General features: G+C 32.9%; 16 protein-coding genes. All 16 read right to left on the reverse strand.

Annotated elements, in window-relative coordinates; translation table 11 throughout:
• Positions 1-19 precede the first annotated feature (19 nt).
• Entirely contained in the window at positions 20-1309 is a 1290-nt protein-coding gene (flxY, locus tag CL818_RS04730; RefSeq protein WP_272972787.1) for a flexirubin biosynthesis putative acyl-CoA ligase FlxY, read from the reverse strand.
• 1 nt (position 1310) lies between these two features.
• Positions 1311-2984, reverse strand: coding sequence for a C45 family autoproteolytic acyltransferase/hydrolase (locus CL818_RS04735; RefSeq protein WP_286971940.1), 1674 nt, complete (start codon positions 2982-2984; stop codon positions 1311-1313).
• A complete protein-coding gene (locus CL818_RS04740; protein ID WP_272972785.1) occupies positions 2985-3863 on the reverse strand; it encodes a cupin-like domain-containing protein in 879 nt (292 codons plus the stop codon). It abuts the gene before it with no gap.
• 35 nt (positions 3864-3898) lie between these two features.
• Entirely contained in the window at positions 3899-5425 is a 1527-nt protein-coding gene (locus CL818_RS04745; RefSeq protein WP_272972784.1) for a phytoene desaturase family protein, read from the reverse strand.
• A complete protein-coding gene (locus CL818_RS04750; protein WP_272972783.1) occupies positions 5422-9099 on the reverse strand; it encodes an MMPL family transporter in 3678 nt (1225 codons plus the stop codon). Before CL818_RS04750 ends, CL818_RS04745 begins: the two co-directional genes overlap by 4 nt.
• Positions 9092-10285: a DUF2062 domain-containing protein gene (locus tag CL818_RS04755; protein WP_272972782.1), complete on the reverse strand. Its 1194-nt coding sequence runs from the start codon at positions 10283-10285 to the stop codon at positions 9092-9094. Before CL818_RS04755 ends, CL818_RS04750 begins: the two co-directional genes overlap by 8 nt.
• 176 nt (positions 10286-10461) lie before the next feature.
• A complete protein-coding gene (locus tag CL818_RS04760) occupies positions 10462-10845 on the reverse strand; it encodes an ApeI family dehydratase (protein ID WP_272972781.1) in 384 nt (127 codons plus the stop codon).
• A gap of 13 nt (positions 10846-10858) precedes the next feature.
• On the reverse strand, positions 10859-11473 hold the full coding sequence (gene lolB2 / locus CL818_RS04765) for a flexirubin biosynthesis protein LolB2 (protein WP_272972780.1): 615 nt from the start codon (positions 11471-11473) through the stop codon (positions 10859-10861).
• A complete protein-coding gene (gene lolA2 / locus CL818_RS04770; RefSeq protein ID WP_272972779.1) occupies positions 11454-12083 on the reverse strand; it encodes a flexirubin biosynthesis/transport protein LolA2 in 630 nt (209 codons plus the stop codon). Before lolA2 ends, lolB2 begins: the two co-directional genes overlap by 20 nt.
• Positions 12076-12852, reverse strand: coding sequence for a polysaccharide deacetylase family protein (locus CL818_RS04775; RefSeq protein WP_272972778.1), 777 nt, complete (start codon positions 12850-12852; stop codon positions 12076-12078). Before CL818_RS04775 ends, lolA2 begins: the two co-directional genes overlap by 8 nt.
• On the reverse strand, positions 12843-13913 hold the full coding sequence (locus CL818_RS04780) for a beta-ketoacyl synthase N-terminal-like domain-containing protein (RefSeq protein ID WP_272972777.1): 1071 nt from the start codon (positions 13911-13913) through the stop codon (positions 12843-12845). Before CL818_RS04780 ends, CL818_RS04775 begins: the two co-directional genes overlap by 10 nt.
• Complete coding sequence (locus CL818_RS04785) at positions 13910-15112, reverse strand: beta-ketoacyl-[acyl-carrier-protein] synthase family protein (RefSeq protein ID WP_272972776.1); 1203 nt, start codon at positions 15110-15112, stop codon at positions 13910-13912. Before CL818_RS04785 ends, CL818_RS04780 begins: the two co-directional genes overlap by 4 nt.
• Positions 15113-15118: 6 nt before the next feature.
• Positions 15119-15376 carry a phosphopantetheine-binding protein gene (locus tag CL818_RS04790; RefSeq protein ID WP_013186539.1) on the reverse strand — a complete coding sequence of 86 codons (258 nt, stop codon included), beginning with the start codon at positions 15374-15376 and terminating at the stop codon, positions 15119-15121.
• Positions 15376-15987, reverse strand: coding sequence for a 3-oxoacyl-ACP synthase (locus CL818_RS04795; RefSeq protein ID WP_272972775.1), 612 nt, complete (start codon positions 15985-15987; stop codon positions 15376-15378). The genes CL818_RS04790 and CL818_RS04795 overlap by 1 nt, the downstream gene beginning before the upstream one ends.
• Positions 15988-15992: 5 nt before the next feature.
• Entirely contained in the window at positions 15993-17138 is a 1146-nt protein-coding gene (locus tag CL818_RS04800; protein WP_272972774.1) for a beta-ketoacyl-[acyl-carrier-protein] synthase family protein, read from the reverse strand.
• A complete protein-coding gene (locus tag CL818_RS04805) occupies positions 17131-17577 on the reverse strand; it encodes an acyl-CoA thioesterase (protein ID WP_272972773.1) in 447 nt (148 codons plus the stop codon). Before CL818_RS04805 ends, CL818_RS04800 begins: the two co-directional genes overlap by 8 nt.
• Between the last annotated feature and the right edge of the window lies 1 nt (position 17578).

Below are 17578 nucleotides of genomic sequence, written 5' to 3' on the forward strand. Positions count from 1 at the left end.
AATTTGTTGAAAAATATTACTAAGGCCTTAAATCAATTAAATCAATTGGTTTTCTGCTCATTTTAGGAAACCGAATAGCGTTTAAAGATGCTTTATCATGAAACTCAACGCGTGGCAACACACGAAGTTTTGCTCTAAAATGATCTTTAATCTCTTGCAGAAATGCTTCAGAAGGATGTTCTGTAGCTATTTTAATTAATATTTCATCTGTTCCTAAATCATTGTGAGAAATTTCAATCACAAAACAAGATATTTCATTAAAGTGATTAAGTACATTATACATTGCTGGCGGATACAATGTGGTGCCTTTATATTTAATCATTTGTTTTTTTCTTCCTACAACTGGTCCTAAACGCATAGTGTTTCTTCCACAAGAACAAGGTTCTGTATGTGATTTAACCATATCTCCGGTTTTAAAACGTAATAATGGCATTGCCTCTACACCTAAAGTAGTTATAGTAAGTTCTCCAACCTCACCATTCTTAACGGGATTATTCTTTGCGTCTAATATTTCTGCAATAATAAGTTCAGGATGATGATGTCCTCCTTGGTGTTCTGAGCACTCATTAAAGGCAGTACTCATTTCTGTGGAGGCATATGTAGAGTATAGCTCTATATCCCAAGCAGACGTTATCTTTTCAGACAATACATTTAAGGAAAAATCATCATTTCTTATAGGTTCACCAATACAAATAGCGCCTTTTACTCCAGTATCTTTTAAACTAATATCATGTTGATTTGCAAACTCAATAAGCTTTAATAAAAAAGAAGGTACACAGATGAGGTAAGTAGGCTTAAACTTTTTAATGGTATCCCATTGTAATTCTGGAATACCAGAGCCTACTCGTATGATTCCAGAACCAAGCTTGCGGCTCCCTAAAAAATAGGCCAAGCCTGCCATAAATCTTCGATCTATAGTGGTCATTAATTGTAAGATATCATCTTTTTGCACACCGCTACATGCAAAAGAAATAGCCTCGTTATATGCTAATCTATCTAAATCTTTATCTGTTAATGCAAATATTACGGGCTCGCCTAATGTGCCAGAAGTTGTTACATAATCTACAATCTTGTGATTTGGGACACAGATAAATTGGGTGTTGTGTTGTTGTAGGTCTTCTTTAGTTGTTACTGGTAAATGTGCTAAATCTTCAAGTGTTTGTATTAACGATGGCTTAATGTTTTCACTTTTAAAAAGGTTCTTATAATATGTAGAATGCTCAGAAATGTAGGACAACATTTCTTTAAGTTTCAATTCCTGAAACATTTTTATTTTAGCCGCAGATTGCGTTTCAATTTCTGGAATCATATTAATTTACCTTCAATTTTTTAATGTACAAATTTATACGCTCTTCATCTGGAAGTGTTGTAATAACTTTTGTCTTGGCATCTTGAAATGCTATTAAAGCTGCAGCCTTATAGCCTTTGTTTAAGTAGTACAATCCTTGTAGATAATACGGTTTCCAATAGTCAGGATTTAATGAGATAAGTGTATTAAATTTTACTCTAGGAATGTCATCTTCTTGCTTTAGGAGCATTTCAACTTCACGCTCTAAAACTCTGTAAGCCTCATAGTTTTTATAAGCTTCTGTAGTTAAAAACTTATCTTTTGAAATATTTAATGTTGACGTAGATAAACTTGTATTGTTCAATTTCGAATTGTCTTTTGAAAAAACCTCATTTAAATCATAAGCTACAAATTCGCCTAATTGATAAGGGTTAGAAGACACCCAAACCTTTAATTGCTCTGGTTGAAACACAATGCCATGATGTGCTAAGAGCTGATTTAATGCTTTTTCATTACCATAACCTAACGGCTGGTTATTCAAGCCATTTTTATTTCTTAAGATAGAGACAGCTTCAGTAACACTCAATTTATGTTCTTGAGATAAGAGTTCTTGCATACGGTCATATCTATATTGAGAATGACTGTTTTTAATCCAATCTAAATTTCGTTGGTCTTGTTGGTAAGCTTCACTTTGAAAGTGGTTAGAACAAATTAGCTGTTGTGCACTATTTGGCACCTCATACACTCCAAAGTTTGAAGGAGAAACTTCAATTAAAGCCGCTTTCCCATCTTTTGCGCTTCCTATAAAAATTGCTTCAGATACAAACACCTCTCTTTTTTTTGCAATAGCTACAGCTTCATCTATAGTAGCTGCATATTGTAGTATTTCTCTAGCTACAATTGATATTGGAGTCTTTGCAATTAATGGAATTTTAGATTTTCCTGCATTTATTGTTACCGTTAATCCTTGATTGTTCATGCCAGAAACAACACCCATCATGCCGCCCCAAGTATAAGACATATACTTATAGCCATTATCTGGATTTACAAATGCTATTATCTTTTCTTCAGCAAACTCATCTCCTTCATAAAAGTCGAAATTTCTTCCAATTAGTAAGTCACCATCTTCAGACTTCTCATCCCAAACAGCAAATGAAGAACAGCCTACTAAAGCTAAGTCTTGTAAAGCATGACCTATGTCATGCGCACCGTGAAGATATAATGATCTTAAATACGGTGATGCTATATAATCATACTCGTGTCCAGAGTATCTTGAAACACCATAAATTTCTGTCTTAAACTCTTCGGGAATATAGGTGTACATTTTACGATTATACCACGCTAAGAATTTTCGTAAAACGCCTTGCCAAGTTTTATTAGGTACAAGAGCATTTACTTTAGTAAAGAAAACAGACTCTTGCTTAATAATAAGCTCTTTTGTGAGGCTGCCAGTAATTAGTCCAAGTTCTAAAGGATCTCCTTCTACATAAAGTTCCCAAAGACCTTGCTTATTTTTTGTCAAGAAATTTTGTTCAATTCTAAATGTGGAGTCATTTACCGTTTCTCGCTCTACAATAGTTGAATTGTATGGAGCTGTTATTGGCTTATGGTTAATAGATTTATTAACACCACAAGACCACATTAGTCCTAGGAAAAGTATGTATATAGGTTTATATGTAAATTTTTTGTTGAACATTTAAAGCGTTCCGTTGTCTAATTTCTCTTGAGTCTTTTTCTTAACTAGGTTCTCTTTGTAGTCTAGCCATTTTTGTCCTCTAATCTTACGCATAGCATTTTCAAAATGACGCATTATAAACACATTATAAAGTAATGTGCCCAGTTTTTTTGGAGATCTAGGAAACGCTCGTAAAGACATAGAAAAGCCTGCTGTGTCATAACTTACATAATGCCAATAACCACTAGGAATAAAAAGAGCATCGCCATGGTGTAACACTGCTTTTATACCTTGTGCTTTTTTTAAGGCAGGATAGCTTTTAAAGTCTGGTTGTTCTATATTAATTTTTTCTATGTTATGAATGGTGTAGGGCACTCGGTAAAGATATTTTGTTTGTTCTGGCGGAAACAACCACACTGTTTTTTTACCATGAAAATGAAACAGCATGTTATTAGCCAAATCTATATCGTAATGCATAAGGACTTTAGAGCCTTCTCCTCCAAAAAATAACACAGGTAACTTTTTAAAAAACTTGAGTCCGATGTCGGGATATTTAAAATCTTTAGTTAATTCTGGAATGTGGTTAAGGATGTTAAAAAAGAACATTCTAAGATCTGTGGGCTCTTTTTTAAGAAGCTCTATATAATCTTTAAGTTTCATTTTTTTTACTGGTTCTGCAGAGCTTTGCCTTCCTTTAGTAGGAACACTATCATAAAGAGGCACTGTTAAATTACCAGCTAAAGATTTTATATAATCTAAACTCCACGTTTTATAAGCAGGCCAATTTTTTGTTAGGTTACCTATAACAACAGGTTTTTGAGTTTTGAAATAGTTGTTTATAAATTGGTCTTTAGATATAGTCTCAACACGATCTGCAGCAGTTGTTTTAATACTATCCATAACGTATTAATAGTTTAAAATGAGAATGTAAATGCTTAATTGCTTTCCCATACTTTTTTCATTAAATACTCTGTTCCTAAAATTTCTCCACAAGTTAATACACCGCTTATTGTAACGCCTAGAATACCGTGCATATTTGTACTCTGCCCTGTAAAGAATAGATTTTCTATCTTGGTTCTTGCAGAAACATTAGAGTGTAATGGAAAATTCACATCTTTTTCGTACCCATACATTGAGCCTCTATTACTACCAATATAATCTCTGTATGAAAGTGGTGTTGAGGTGTACACAGTTTCAATACAAGCTCTAATATCTGGAAATTTTTTCTCTAATTCTTTTATAAATTGTTCTGTTTTTTCTTCCTTAAACTCTTTATAGGTTTGGCCTCTGTTGTTCTTGTGAGACACAGTATTAAAGGTGTCTTCCCAAGGTTTTACTTCGTCATAATTCATATAGGCTAAGGCTGTAAAATTGTCTGCCCAAATGTCATTATTAGTTTTTGGACCCATAGAAATCATATAAGATTCTGGCCAAGATTCTTTTGTGTAGTTTTGGGAAGACCAAACAGAATCTTCTGATTTGTAGTGGTATACATTGTAATTCTTGTAGCGAAAGGTATTTGGCTTTAAAACTACGTGAAGGCTAAATGCAGCTATTGTACTTTTTATATTTTTTATTCGTTTAATATAGGATTTTCGTAAAGCATCTGTCTTCAGAATATCTAAGGTTAACTTTGGTTCTATATTCGAAATAAATGTTTTTCCTTTTATTATGTGACCTTGGTTTGTTTTAACAGATACAGCAGTTTTGCCCTCACAAGTAATTTCTGTAACTTCTTGATGTTTAAATGCATGACCGCCATTTTCAAACAACCGTTTTATTAAAAATTTAGATATTTGGCTTCCTCCGTTTAAGCACCTATAGGCACTTTTAATATAAGAGTCAACAGATAAGGCGTGTACATAAAATGGCGTTTTATCTCCTTGACCAGCATAAAGCAAATTTGTTCCTGCCAATACGGCTTTTAATGTGTTGTTGTCTGTTATAGAATCTATATAAGATTTTGCACTTTCTTCAAACAAGTTAAAATCATCATATTCTGGTTTCCCAACTTTCATACAGTATAAGGGAAACTTAGATGTAGTGTCTTGAAGCTTTTTGCAATATGCAGAAATTGCTGTCTCTTCTTGAGGAAATTCTTCTAGTAATGTGGCTTTAAAGTTATCTAAACCTTGTGCGTGGCGGTATTCTTTATCATTTTCTCCAAATGTTATAACATCAAAACCATCTTTATCTAACTTTTTTAGTTTTAGGTCGTCTATAATATCTAAATATTTAAAATATTGATACATATTTTGACCTTCTTCTAGTCCGCCTATATAATGCACACCTGTATCAAAAATTGTTTTTTCTCTTACAAAGGTTTGTAGGTTTCCGCCATATTGGTTGTTTTTTTCCAAAATGCAGACACTATATCCTTCTTTTGCAAAGATATTTCCAGCTACAAGACCACCTAAGCCACTTCCTATAATTACAATATCGTATTCTTGCTTTAACTTCAATCTTCAATTTTTTTAAAGATACTAAGATTGTCTTCTTTAGTTATTAATTTAAATGCGGTTGTATTACCAACTCTGTTTAATATACCATTTGAATTTATAATGATGATACTCTTATAGTTGCTGAAATTAATTGTTAATCCATCTTCAGAGAAGTTATCTAAAATTAAAACAGATGCAGGCGTACTCAAAACGTCTTCTATTCTGTTGTAAAAGTTTAATTTATAATCTGAATGAGAAGTGTAGCTATTGTTAAGTCTATCCAAATCTTCTGTATTCTTAATAGCACTATAAATTTTACGATTTGGTGCGTGTAACGCCATTAAGATATCTAACTGTCCTTTATGGTTGCCAAGGTGTGCAATAGTTTCCTTTTTGTCTAGAAAATTAATAATATGGAAATAGATTGTCTTATTTTTTTCTAGATCTAATTTTACGTTTTCAAACAGTTTGTGTCCTTTGTATTTGTACTCGTTTAAAATTCTATCTTTAAAATAGGTTTCTGTTTCAATCCTGTTTCTTAGGTTATTAAATTCAGATTTAAAGTATTGGCTTATAAGTTTAGATTTTTCTTTGTATGAAGTGCCGTAAGCTTCACTGTTGTAGTGAATACGCTTTAAAACTTCAACAGTAATTTTACCATCTTTAATAGCAAAACTACCTTTAGGAAGAACTTCACTATTACCGTGAATAAGAATAGGAATTATGTCTAATTTTAATTCTTCAGCTAAATAAAATGCACCTTTATGAAAACGCCTTATGTAGTTAGTTTTAGATCTTGTGCCTTCTGGAAATGCCATTAAACTATAACCTTCATCTACTTTTTTCTTTAAATGCGAGACGCCTTTCTCAATACCTCCAGAAACTGGATAAAATCCTGCTAATTGAACAGCCTTACCAAATATTGGGGAATTATAAACCCAGTCGTTAACCAAAAAAATAAGTTTTGGATGCATCATTCCTATTACGAGGATATCTAAAAAAGAGGTATGATTGGCTATAAGTATTGCAGGTTTATCAAACGTTTCTTTTGTTGTATTAATAACTTCTTTTTTTACAAACGGATTGGTGTTTAACACAGATTTCATAAAACCAGATATTGTTTTATGAAGAACAATCATTTTACTGCTCTTTTTAATTGGCAAAACCCTCATTACCGTAACACTTAATAGAGATAGAAATAATCCTCCTAAGCCATAATATAAAAATGAGAAACCAGAATGTATTAGTTGTCTTAGTGTGGCTGGCAATTGGTGCTTAGAGCCAACCAATACTCGAAATAATAAAGGTTGTATTGTAAAAGCACAAAACATTGCAGAGAATATCCCAATTATGCAAACCAAAGCTATACTGTATAATGCAGGATGCTTGGCAAAGATTAATACACCAATGCCCAATATGGTTGTTATTACAGAAAGTGTGATTGAGGTTTTGTGAGTATATAGAGTTGGTGTCCCAAAACGGTACTCTTTTAACAAGCCGTTGGTCATAAAAATGCAATAATCTACACCTAGGCCAAAAATAAATGTAGAGATTATGATGTTAAAAATATTAAACTCTAAGCCTATTAACCCCATAAGACCAATAGTTAATAGCCAACTTAATAGTATAGGTATACTGGTAATTAGTGTAAGAGTTATGCTTTTATAAAAAAGCAGTAAAAGAACAACCACTACAATTAATGAATATCCAATAAGCTTATTAAAATCTGTTTTAAGGTTACCAAGTAGTGTTTCATTTATTTGCTGCCTATCTATAACAATCGTATTTTCTAAAGTTTTAAATGCATCTTTTACTTCTGTAACCTTTGCCTCTTTAACCTTGACTAAAGAAGTTACTGTAGTAAAGCCATTTTTAGTAGAAATATAGTCTGCAAGATTTATAGACGCCAAAGAATTATAGTCTGCAACATTAATAGGAGAAAAGGGTTTTTCTAAGGCTTCATAAAAGGTGTTGAATGTAGTAGGTTTAAACCCAAACTTTGAACCTTCTGTCACCATCTCTTGTTGTAGCCGAGCTGTTTTTGTAGAATCCCAAAAGGTGTTCCAAGCTGAGATTTTTTCTTGTTGTAACGCTTTAGATTGTACAAGTGCACCAACATTGCTAAAGTTTAAAACTGTCTTATTTTCCTCAAGCGCGTTTAGTGTTTTATATATGTTGTCATTTTGCTGAAGAGCAGTTTGTAGAGTGTCACTATAACCAGTAATGTAAATAGATTTAGCTGAAAAATTTGTGAGCCTGTCTAAGCGTTGTTTAGCTTCAATTAAAGACTTTGGCTCATAATTAAGTTTAGAGATGTCATTATTAAATGAAACGCTTTGATAAGTAAAGGCACTAACTATAAATAAAACTATTAAAGTGCCAATTATCCATTTGTTTCTGTGAAATGAAAATTTAGAAAAGGAATCTATTATGTTAGATTTTTCTTGAATCTTTGAGTTTACACGATACACTTGTGGTATAAAAATTAAGGCAAAAACTGAAGCGCCAAGAACACTTATTGCAGCAAAAATCCCTAAATCTTGTAGAGCTTGTGACTTAATGAAAATTAAACATAAAAAAGCCATTGCAGTGGTTAAACTGCTCATTAAAATCGGTTTGGTCACATCTTTGTATAACGCTTTTACATCTGCGTTGTTTCTTAAATGTGTAAGAATATGTAGAGAATAGTCTAAAGTTACACCTAATAATACTGAGCCAATACCTAAGGATATTGCAGAAATTTGAGTTCTTATTAGAAAAAGAGAAGCAATTGAAAGTAATCCTCCAAAAAGGGTTGGAACAAACAGCACTAAAGGTATTTGCACCTTTCTGTAAAAGAAAGCAAAAATAAGTAGCAAGATTGCCATTGCTATACCAACAGTATACTGTACATCTAATTTTATTTGCTTTGCATTTGCTACTGCAACAAGAACACCACCATAAACTTCTATTGAAGCCTTATTTTTAAACGTTGTATTTAGTGAGTCTTTAATTAAATTTAAAGTTTCTACAAACACAGCATTCTCGTCTGTTTTTCCGGTGCCATAAGTTGGGGTGAGAAAAAGCAATACATTTTGCTCATCCTTACTTAGCAAAAATCCATTCTTAATTTTAAATTGATCACCAATACCTAGTGTTTCAAGTTTTTTTAATCCAATAAAGGATAACCCTAAAGGATCTTTTAAAATTGTTTCTTTCGCAATTAAGCCACTAGGAGAAATTAATGTTCTATAATTAGATGCTAGAGTAGCACTAATACTGTCTGCTTTAATCTTATGCGCCAGTAGTTTGTAATCTGTACTATCTAAAAATAAAGGCAGGTTGTTGTAAACAAAATCGAAGGTATGTAAAACATCGGCGTCTTTTATTTGGCCTTGAACATCTTTGATATAATTAGGCCTAAGACTAGAGATGCTGTCTACAAAAGCTGAAGCCATGTTTGTTAGATCTTCTGCACTTCCGTTATCAGATTGCCTAATGTTTACAATTATCTTATCAGTAAAATTAACGGTGTTTAATACCTTTTGAAGCTCTTTACTTTCTTCATCTGCAGGAATTAGTTTGGTTATATCTTCTTCAAACTTAAGTTGCAGTGCCGTATAGGCTAGCGCAGAAAATAAAGCAAGAAATAAGAAAAGGCTTAATAGCTTTCTTGTTGCAATTAAATTATATGTCTTTAAAAAGAAGTTATTCATTTTTAAGACTATTTTTTTTAGGCTGTAGCATATACAAAATAAAATATCCTAAACCACCAAGTGCAACTGCGCTTACAGTTGCTAAAATTAAACTACCAATAACATAGGTTTGTAAATGGTTGAGTACGCCGTACCCTTTTGTGATATGCTCTAATTGGTAGGTGTCTTCTTGTCCTAAAACAAAACTACCAATGTTCATACTAGCTAAAAATACAAAGGGAATAAATGGCGGCAAACTAATATTAGAGCAGGCAAATGAAATGGCTTTGTTTAGCTTGAAGAATATAGATAAGAATATAACCCCAATTGTGTGAAACCCCCAAAATGGAGATAAGCCAATGAACACTCCTAAAGCTATTGATAGCGCTTTCTTTTTAGGCGAGTCTTGATGCCCCAAAATATCTTCATATATAAATTCCTTGAAGCGCTTTGACTTAAATTTCCTGTAAAAATCTCTAGGCTTTATATAAAAAAATGCGACGAGTAGTAGCCAAGTGTTCAAGATGCTTATGCGTGTAAAATCTTGAAAAGGTCTAAAATGGGATACGCGCTCATTCTCATCATACAAAACATTTATAGGTATATTTTTAACTGTAGCACCACGCCAAGCAGACTTTACGATAACTTCTATTTCTAGCTCAAATTTATCTGTATATAACTTTGTCTGTTTTATGATATTTAAAGGATATAGTCTAAACCCAGATTGGGTATCCTCTAGCCAGATGCCTGTTTCAACACCATACCAAAAGTTAGAAAACTTATTGCCAAAACTACTCTTCTTTGGGACACCAACTTGCGTCATGTTTCTTGCGCCAATTAATAACAAAGAGTCGTCTTGTGCTATTTTAAGCTCTTTGATAAATACTGGGATATCTATTGGAAAATGTTGACCATCAGAATCTATTGTAACTGCATAGGTAAACCCTAATGCAATTGCAGTTTTAAAACCTTGTTTTAACGCGTGCCCTTTACCAATATTTTTAGTGGAATGTAATATGGTAAGATTTGGGTAACCTTCTAAAATATTGGTGGTATGATCTGTAGATCCGTCATTTATGATTATAAGATCTTGGGTGTGCTTTAAAACGCCATCAATAACGCGCTTTAAGGTATTTGCATTATTATACGTAGGCATAATAACACAACATTTAGAGGGAAAGGTATGGTCTGTTAAAGATATTGCCATTAACGAATCTAGATTTCTTGCAACTACAAGATTACAAAACTAAGGCGCCAAGCTAAAGTGTTAACGTTACTGTATTGCTATTACCGCACTGCTTTTGCCACCTATGTATTGGCGACGAAATTACTCTTTTTAATTGTAACGTAAAATGACCTAAACAGAAGGCGGCTTTTAATTACCTATTTAGATAATGTGTCTTCTAAGTTTTTAAACTGAGCTCTTAAATTTAAAGCAATGGTATCATTATAGGAGATAATGGCTTTTACCTTAATAACCTCTTCAACTTCAGAAATAGCAATGCTTAAAACTAATTTAGGATTAACATCTGGATTAACTGTTTCTAAAAACTTTACGTTAGATGAAACAGAAAGAAATAACGATCTGTCTAGAGCTTTTTCTGTCAACTCTTTTATAATCTGAATAGAACAAACACCAGGTAAAATTGGATTTCCGGGAAAATGACCTTTAAATATGTCGTGATCACTATTTAGGGTTATAGAGGCGTTTACTGTATTGTCTTCAAAAGAAAAATGATCTGTAGTATATAGTCCTTCAATAAGCATAGAAATTCTGTTTTTAAAGCTTTTGTAATGCTAAACTTAGCTTTATAGTATGGTGTTTAATTGTAATATAGTGTGCGCTTGCATTCTTAATATCTTCAAAAATAAATGTAATTTTCTCTTTAGTTGATGAGGTGTTCACAATTTTTTTGAGAGACTTATTCTCTTTAGAAAACGCATAAAAGTTAAACCTTTTTCCATCTCTAGTTTTATATACAGTCTCTGTATTAGAAGAATATTCCTGTTGTACCACAAGAGTTTCTTTCAACAAGATTTTAAAATCCCTTTTTAAGGTATTTATTAGTATCGGTTTGTTTAGAGCATCAACTATAAAGTGGCTTTTAAAAGCATCCTTTTGAAATTCAAAATCAAATAGTGTGCTTCCAAATTCTGTAGTAAAAACCACACGATGTGTGTCTTCACTTAGTTTTTTTATTATTAGTATACCACCAAAATGGTTGCCGTAAACATCTATTTTAGACTTGTATACATAATCTTTATTAGGATTAGAAAAATAAGGGTTGGTTATAATATTCGTTGAACTAGTGCTGGCTTCAACTAAATTACGAGTTGTTTTTAGGGAACAGCTGCACAGTAAACATAAAATTAGGCTAGTGAGTAAAAACCGCATTGCTTATAGGTGTGTTTAAAACTCTATTCTTAAATACAATACGAGTGTAATCTTGAGAAGGTTCAATCATCTTTACTTCAAATACTTGAGCATTGGTTTTATCAAATAATAATTCAAACTGCACAATGTAATTTGATATCGCTTTCTCTTTTGGGATAAAGGTAGCTTTGTAGTAAGTGTTGCTTTTAAGGTAAGAGATATTAAAATCATTTTCAATAAACATATCTCCTTTAATGCTGCTAATTATTAACTCATTTAGATTTTTAAACAGCTTACTGCTACCAATATCTACATTACTTTTGGTGCCATCATCATTAATTAAAAGTTGGTCTTCTTTAAAAATTACACTGTAGGAAAATGGTTTGGTATACTGCCACTTTACCAAGTTTGGGGATTTAAAAACCATATGACCATTTGTCTCAATATCATTGGATAGTATGTCCAAATGTTTGTACTGCGTAAAATCACTTTTAATTGTGGTAATAGATTTAGCTGAAGCTTTTACATTTTCCTTAAAGGTTTGTATTTCAGATTTACTCATAGACTTTTCTTGAGCAACACTGCTTAATAATAGTCCAAATATAAAAATGAGTGTAATTAACTTACGCATAGGCTTTAATCTGAAAAAGCTGGTTAACAGTAACCGACTTAAGGTCTTTAGTTTTTAAAAATAACAATAACCGTTCCAACACAGCTACACTTTTTTCACTTGTATCGTGAAGCAAAATAACATCTCCAGGTTTAAGATTTTTTGTAATTCTTTTAAAGATAGCATCTTCCGAGAGACTTGTGGTATCTAAGCTTCTTTGGTTCCAACCAATTGCGGTTAAATTTAAGGCTTTAACTGCGTGTGCAATATTAGGATTAGTAACGCCAAAAGCTGGTCTAAATAATTTTATGTTTTTACCTGTTTGTTCTCTTAATAGAGCATTTGTTTTTTCCAGCTCTTTTCTAACTCTTGTTTTTGAAAAAAAACCAAAAGTTGTACTGTGAGAATACGTATGATTTCCAATGGTGTGGCCTTCTTTTATTATAGAGGCTACAACGTTTGGATTTTCTTCAATGTGTTTGCCTATTAAAAAAAATGTGGCTTTTGCACTGTGTGTCTTTAAAAGTTTAAGGACATCTTGTGTAAATTTTGAATGAGGACCATCATCAAAAGTAATAGCTACTTGTTGTTCTGTATGATTAGGTTTAGAGTGTAGCGATTTAAAAAAATAATTTAATCTAATAAACCAGGATCCCAATAAAACACACACTAACCAAATAGAAAAAAGGACTACATATACCCACCAATTTATTTGGTTAAATATGTGAATTATAGCTGTTGTAATAACAATACAGCCAAAACCAATATTTAACAATTGTCCTATTCGCATGACTTTAATAGTGTAAAGCTGTGGTGTTCTCCACGATACTGGTTGTATAGTAAAATTATAGATTGCTTTGTCTTTAAAGACTTACGCTTAATAATATCTTCTGGGATTTGTTGATGCCTTATTATTTGGCTTGCTGTATATAATGCAAATGCCGATGCGGTATGATACTCGCCAATTAAATGTTTGTAATAAAGTATGCCCGTATGAGCTTTGAGCAATGATGTGAAGGTGTTGTAATAAGAGTCAAATTCAACATCACCGTTATAGCCTAAAACCACACTGTCTAAATTTTCTAAGGTTAAGTTGTGTGCAGATAAAAAAGCAAATAAAACTTCATTTAGATTCTCCTTTTTTAAGGTATTATGCATTGAGGTATCTAAGAGTTTAGCATAAGTAGAATCTTGGCGCTTGTTAGAAAGCACAAAGAAGTTTGCGCCTTCACCAAATATTGCACCCTTTGTAGTACTATTTAACAATTGGTTAGAAGCAGTAGCGGCATTTTTAATGTGATTAATTTTTTTGTGAATTTTTATAGAATGGTCAGAAAGCTCATCAATACCACCAACTAAAATGGTTTCCGCTTCATTAAGCTCGAGTTGTAAAGAGGCATCTAATAAAGCAGACTCAAAAGAATTACTTGCTTGAACATAGGTGAAATTATATCCTTTACAATTTATGTCTATTGCAATTTGACCTCCAACCGTATTGTGGGTAGACTGTATAAAAGGTGTTGGTGTAAGATATTGCTCATCATTATCTATAATGCTACCTACAAATTTTTCTGTATCTATAATACAACCCATTCCTGTTCCTGTTATTATTGCATTTGTTGTAGGATGGTTGGCGTTTTTTAAAGCAATTTTAGCAGCGGTAATACCCATTTTAACACCGTTGGCCATACGTCTAGCTTTAGAAGGCACTATGTAATCTTTGTAATTTGGAGAAACTGCTGGAAGTACCGTGTTGTTGTAATGTATAACCTCGTTTAAAAAATGAGTGTTGTCATAGGTTTTCTGAGACGAAATTGATCCTAGTCCATTTATGTAAATAGATTTTTTCACGCGTCTTTAGAAAATATTAATGTAGAGCAATTGCCACCAAACCCTAAGGAATTTGACATTACGGTTTGTAGTTGCTTATATTTTAAATTAAGTTGAGGTGTTAGTGTTGAATCCTTCATCTGTGTCTTAAAATTTAGATTTGGAAAGACAACCTGATGCTGTAATGCTAAAATTGAAAAAACAGCTTCTACAGCACCAGCTGCAGCCAGCGTGTGTCCTGTAAACTGTTTTGTAGAACTAAAATCGGGAACAACGTCTTTAAAGACACGTGTAATTGCACGACTTTCAGATAAATCATTATTTACTGTTGCAGTACCATGTGCGTTTATGTATGATATTTCTTCAGGAGATAAGCTGGCTACATTTAACGCCTTTAGCATAGCTAAGGTTGCACCTTCACCATCTTCAGAAGATGCTGTTTGATGAAATGCATCATTGGCATTGCCGTAGCCTTTCACATAACCTAAAACAGGTTTGCTTTCAGTAGTTATAACAGTGTCAGACTCTAGCACTAAATATGCTGCAGCTTCGCCAAGATTCAAGCCTTTTCTATCATTGTCAAATGGTGTGCAAAACGTATCAGATAATATCATTAAAGAATTAAATCCGTTAATGGTAAATTTAGAAAGGCTGTCTGTTCCTCCAACTATTACACGATCTAACTTTCCTGCTTTTATAAGTCTTGCACCTAACATAATAGCATTTGCAGCAGATGAGCAAGCAGTGCTAATTGTTGTTACAAAAGCATTTGTAATGTTAAGCTGTTCTGCTATTTTCTTTGTGGTGTCTGCTGCATGGTATCCATCTATATACTTCTCACTTTCTTTAGTGTCTAAAAACTTGTAAAAGTGTTGCTCCGTTTTATCCATACCACCAACAGTTGTGGCAGAGATTAAACCTGTTTTATATCTTGAGGTGTTAGTAATACCTGCATTAGTTACAGCTTGCTTTGCTGCATAAGCACCTAGCATTGCTGTTCTGGAGTAGTTATGGTTGTTAGGTAATCTTAAAGTTGCTGTTAATTGCGCGTTGGAGAATGAAGCTTCTCCAACTAGTATTTTGTTTTGGTGGTGTGTCTCTAAATGTTTAACTCTGCCTAAACCCGAAGTTGAAGATAGTAAGGCTTCGTAATTCTCAGCCACATTGTTACCAATAGCTGAAATTATTCCCATTCCTGTAATAGCAACACCTTTATTCAATACAGTTTATTTAGTGCGGTGTTCTTTAATATAGGTTGCCATAACCTCAACAGACTCAAATATTCTTTTACCATCTTGAGGATCGGTTAATTTTATACCATAGTCCTTATCTAGCATAACAATTAGCTCTAACGCATCAATAGAGTCTAGACCTAAGCCATCTCCAAAAAGAGCATCATTATCTTCAATATCCTCAACTGCTACATCTTCTAAATTTAGCTGCTCTATAATTTTCTCTTTCAATTCTTGTTTCAATGCTTCCATTAGGAATTATATAAATGGTTTAATTGGTCTGTAGTAAATGGGATGTTACCGTTTTTGCCTACTAAAAAGAGAATGGCTTCATTATTAGTGTCATCAACATTAACCCAACCACATAATACTTTTTCTGCTTTATTTGTGTGTAGCAATGCAGTAGTATAAGCTAATAAATGATCTGCATTGAACGCGTCAAAGATAAAAAAACTATTCTCAGAGTATAGTTGGTGCTTAATACTAATCTCACCCAAACAAATGTTGGGCAATGTATATACAAATGTTGAGGGACTTGGATAAAAACTATCTTCATCTGAAATTGATTTCTGATGTTTTCTATCTGTATCTAAACTTGATGCATTGTTAGAAAATACTAAGGCAATATCTGTTTCTGAATTGATTTGAGAGTTTAAAATAACATCTGCAGTAAGAAACGCCAACTTACTTAACGTATCCATTTTAAAAAACTTAGGATAGTTAATATTGAGTGTTTTATAGGCACTTTTAAGAAACTCCTGAAGCGTTTTGGCAAGGTTATCTTTATAGATAGTTTCTCCATTAATCGAAATGCTATGCTCGTTAATACTGCAAAATTGCTCTATGGTGTAATTATCGTTCAATACTTTTAATTTACTTTTTTAAACACAGCAGCAGTATTACAACCGCCAAAACCAGAAGCCGTTTTTAAAAATATACGTAAGTTTTTTTCTTTGGTTTTGGTAATAATATTAAGTGGTTTAGAAGTGCCCTGAACGTTAAACCCTAAAGACGTAAATAATGTATTTTGATGTAATGAATGCATACCTACAATAGTTTCTACTAATGCAGAAGCTCCTAAACTGTGTCCAAAATACCCTTTTAAACTATGTAAAGGTGTTTGTTGAAGCTCTAGCCTATTAAAAGCAATAGCTTCCATTTCATCATTAAATGGTGTGGCAGTACCGTGTGCAGAAATATAATCGATATCAGTTTTAGAAATTTCAGCATCATTTAAAGCTGCTTGTACACTTCTAAATAAGCCTTCGCCAGTTCGCGATGGTCCAGAAATATGATTGGCATCATTTTTCGTGCTATCTCCCAAAATTTCAACAGCTTCCTTACACAAATGATTTTTACTTTTTGTAACAAGTGCACTTGCAACAACCTCTCCTAAATTAATTCCATTTCGATTAGTATCATATGGCCTGCAAGGTGATAAGCTCATTGCTTGAAAACTATTAAACCCTGAAAGAACAAACTTTGAAACCAGATCTCCACCAATAACAAAGACATGATCATAAAGTCCTAAAGTGATGTATTTTTTTGCAGCTGTAATAGCCAGAACGCCAGAAACACAAGCATTAGATAATACAACAGCATCATTCTTAAAGTTAAAATGAGAGGTTATAGCCTTACCTAAACTGCTTAAGTATGCTCTTTCTTCTGGGAATGGATTGGCATTATCTAAAACATCGATATTCCCTTTTGTGGTAGAAATTATGATACCAACTTTTTCATCTAAATTTAAATTGGCTGCATTTATGGTGTCCTGTAACGAGACAATCATCATCTTTTCTAAAATGGTGTAATCATGTTTAGCATTTAGTTTAGAGAAAGAGGTTTCTAAAATCTCCTTATTTATAACCGAAGTGTAAAATGGTTCCTGAAACAGCTCCTTGTCGTGCAGTTTCTTTAGCCCAGAAACTTCATTTTTAATATTTGAGACCACAGCCTTGCTTGAAAAACCAAGTGATGATATAATAGTATTATGAGATACATAGACGTTACTCATCTAACAATCCTACTTTTTGTTTCCAAGCTTTAAAAAATGGTGGAATGGTTAAGGATAAGTCTCCGTCTAACTCTACAAAAACCTGTATGGTTTCTCCTGTACAAACTATTTGTCCTTGCGGATTATATATTTCGTAATTAAAAATCATTTTTGCTGCAGGAGAATCCTTGTATATTGTTTTAATAGTAGCAACATCTCCGTAGCGAAGCGGTAATTTATGCTCTGAAGTAGATTTAACTATCGGTGTGCTAAAGTTATGTTTTTTTTGGTCTAAGTATGAAATGCCATGATGTCTTCCAAAAGCTTCTCTGCCGTCTTCAAAATACTGTATGTAGTTACCATGCCATACTATTCCCAAAGGATCTGTTTCAACAAACCGAACTCTAATTTCACTTGTAAATGAAAGCTCTTTTGCTTGTGACTCATCTTTTTTTGGCATT

Source organism: Croceibacter sp. (genome assembly GCF_002716225.1).
GTDB classification, from domain to species: domain Bacteria; phylum Bacteroidota; class Bacteroidia; order Flavobacteriales; family Flavobacteriaceae; genus Croceibacter; species Croceibacter atlanticus.

Bases quoted from the DNA above. Each gene is read 5' to 3' on its own strand.
- flxY (WP_272972787.1), bottom strand. From the start codon at position 1,309: ATGATTCCAGAAATTGAAACGCAATCTGCGGCTAAAATAAAAATGTTT.
- CL818_RS04735 (WP_286971940.1), bottom strand. From the start codon at position 2,984: ATGTTCAACAAAAAATTTACATATAAACCTATATACATACTTTTCCTA.
- CL818_RS04740 (WP_272972785.1), bottom strand. From the start codon at position 3,863: ATGGATAGTATTAAAACAACTGCTGCAGATCGTGTTGAGACTATATCT.
- CL818_RS04750 (WP_272972783.1), bottom strand. From the start codon at position 9,099: ATGAATAACTTCTTTTTAAAGACATATAATTTAATTGCAACAAGAAAG.
- CL818_RS04755 (WP_272972782.1), bottom strand. From the start codon at position 10,285: ATGGCAATATCTTTAACAGACCATACCTTTCCCTCTAAATGTTGTGTT.
- CL818_RS04760 (WP_272972781.1), bottom strand. From the start codon at position 10,845: ATGCTTATTGAAGGACTATATACTACAGATCATTTTTCTTTTGAAGAC.
- lolB2 (WP_272972780.1), bottom strand. From the start codon at position 11,473: ATGCGGTTTTTACTCACTAGCCTAATTTTATGTTTACTGTGCAGCTGT.
- lolA2 (WP_272972779.1), bottom strand. From the start codon at position 12,083: ATGCGTAAGTTAATTACACTCATTTTTATATTTGGACTATTATTAAGC.
- CL818_RS04775 (WP_272972778.1), bottom strand. From the start codon at position 12,852: ATGCGAATAGGACAATTGTTAAATATTGGTTTTGGCTGTATTGTTATT.
- CL818_RS04790 (WP_013186539.1), bottom strand. From the start codon at position 15,376: ATGGAAGCATTGAAACAAGAATTGAAAGAGAAAATTATAGAGCAGCTA.
- CL818_RS04800 (WP_272972774.1), bottom strand. From the start codon at position 17,138: ATGAGTAACGTCTATGTATCTCATAATACTATTATATCATCACTTGGT.
- CL818_RS04805 (WP_272972773.1), bottom strand. From the start codon at position 17,577: ATGCCAAAAAAAGATGAGTCACAAGCAAAAGAGCTTTCATTTACAAGT.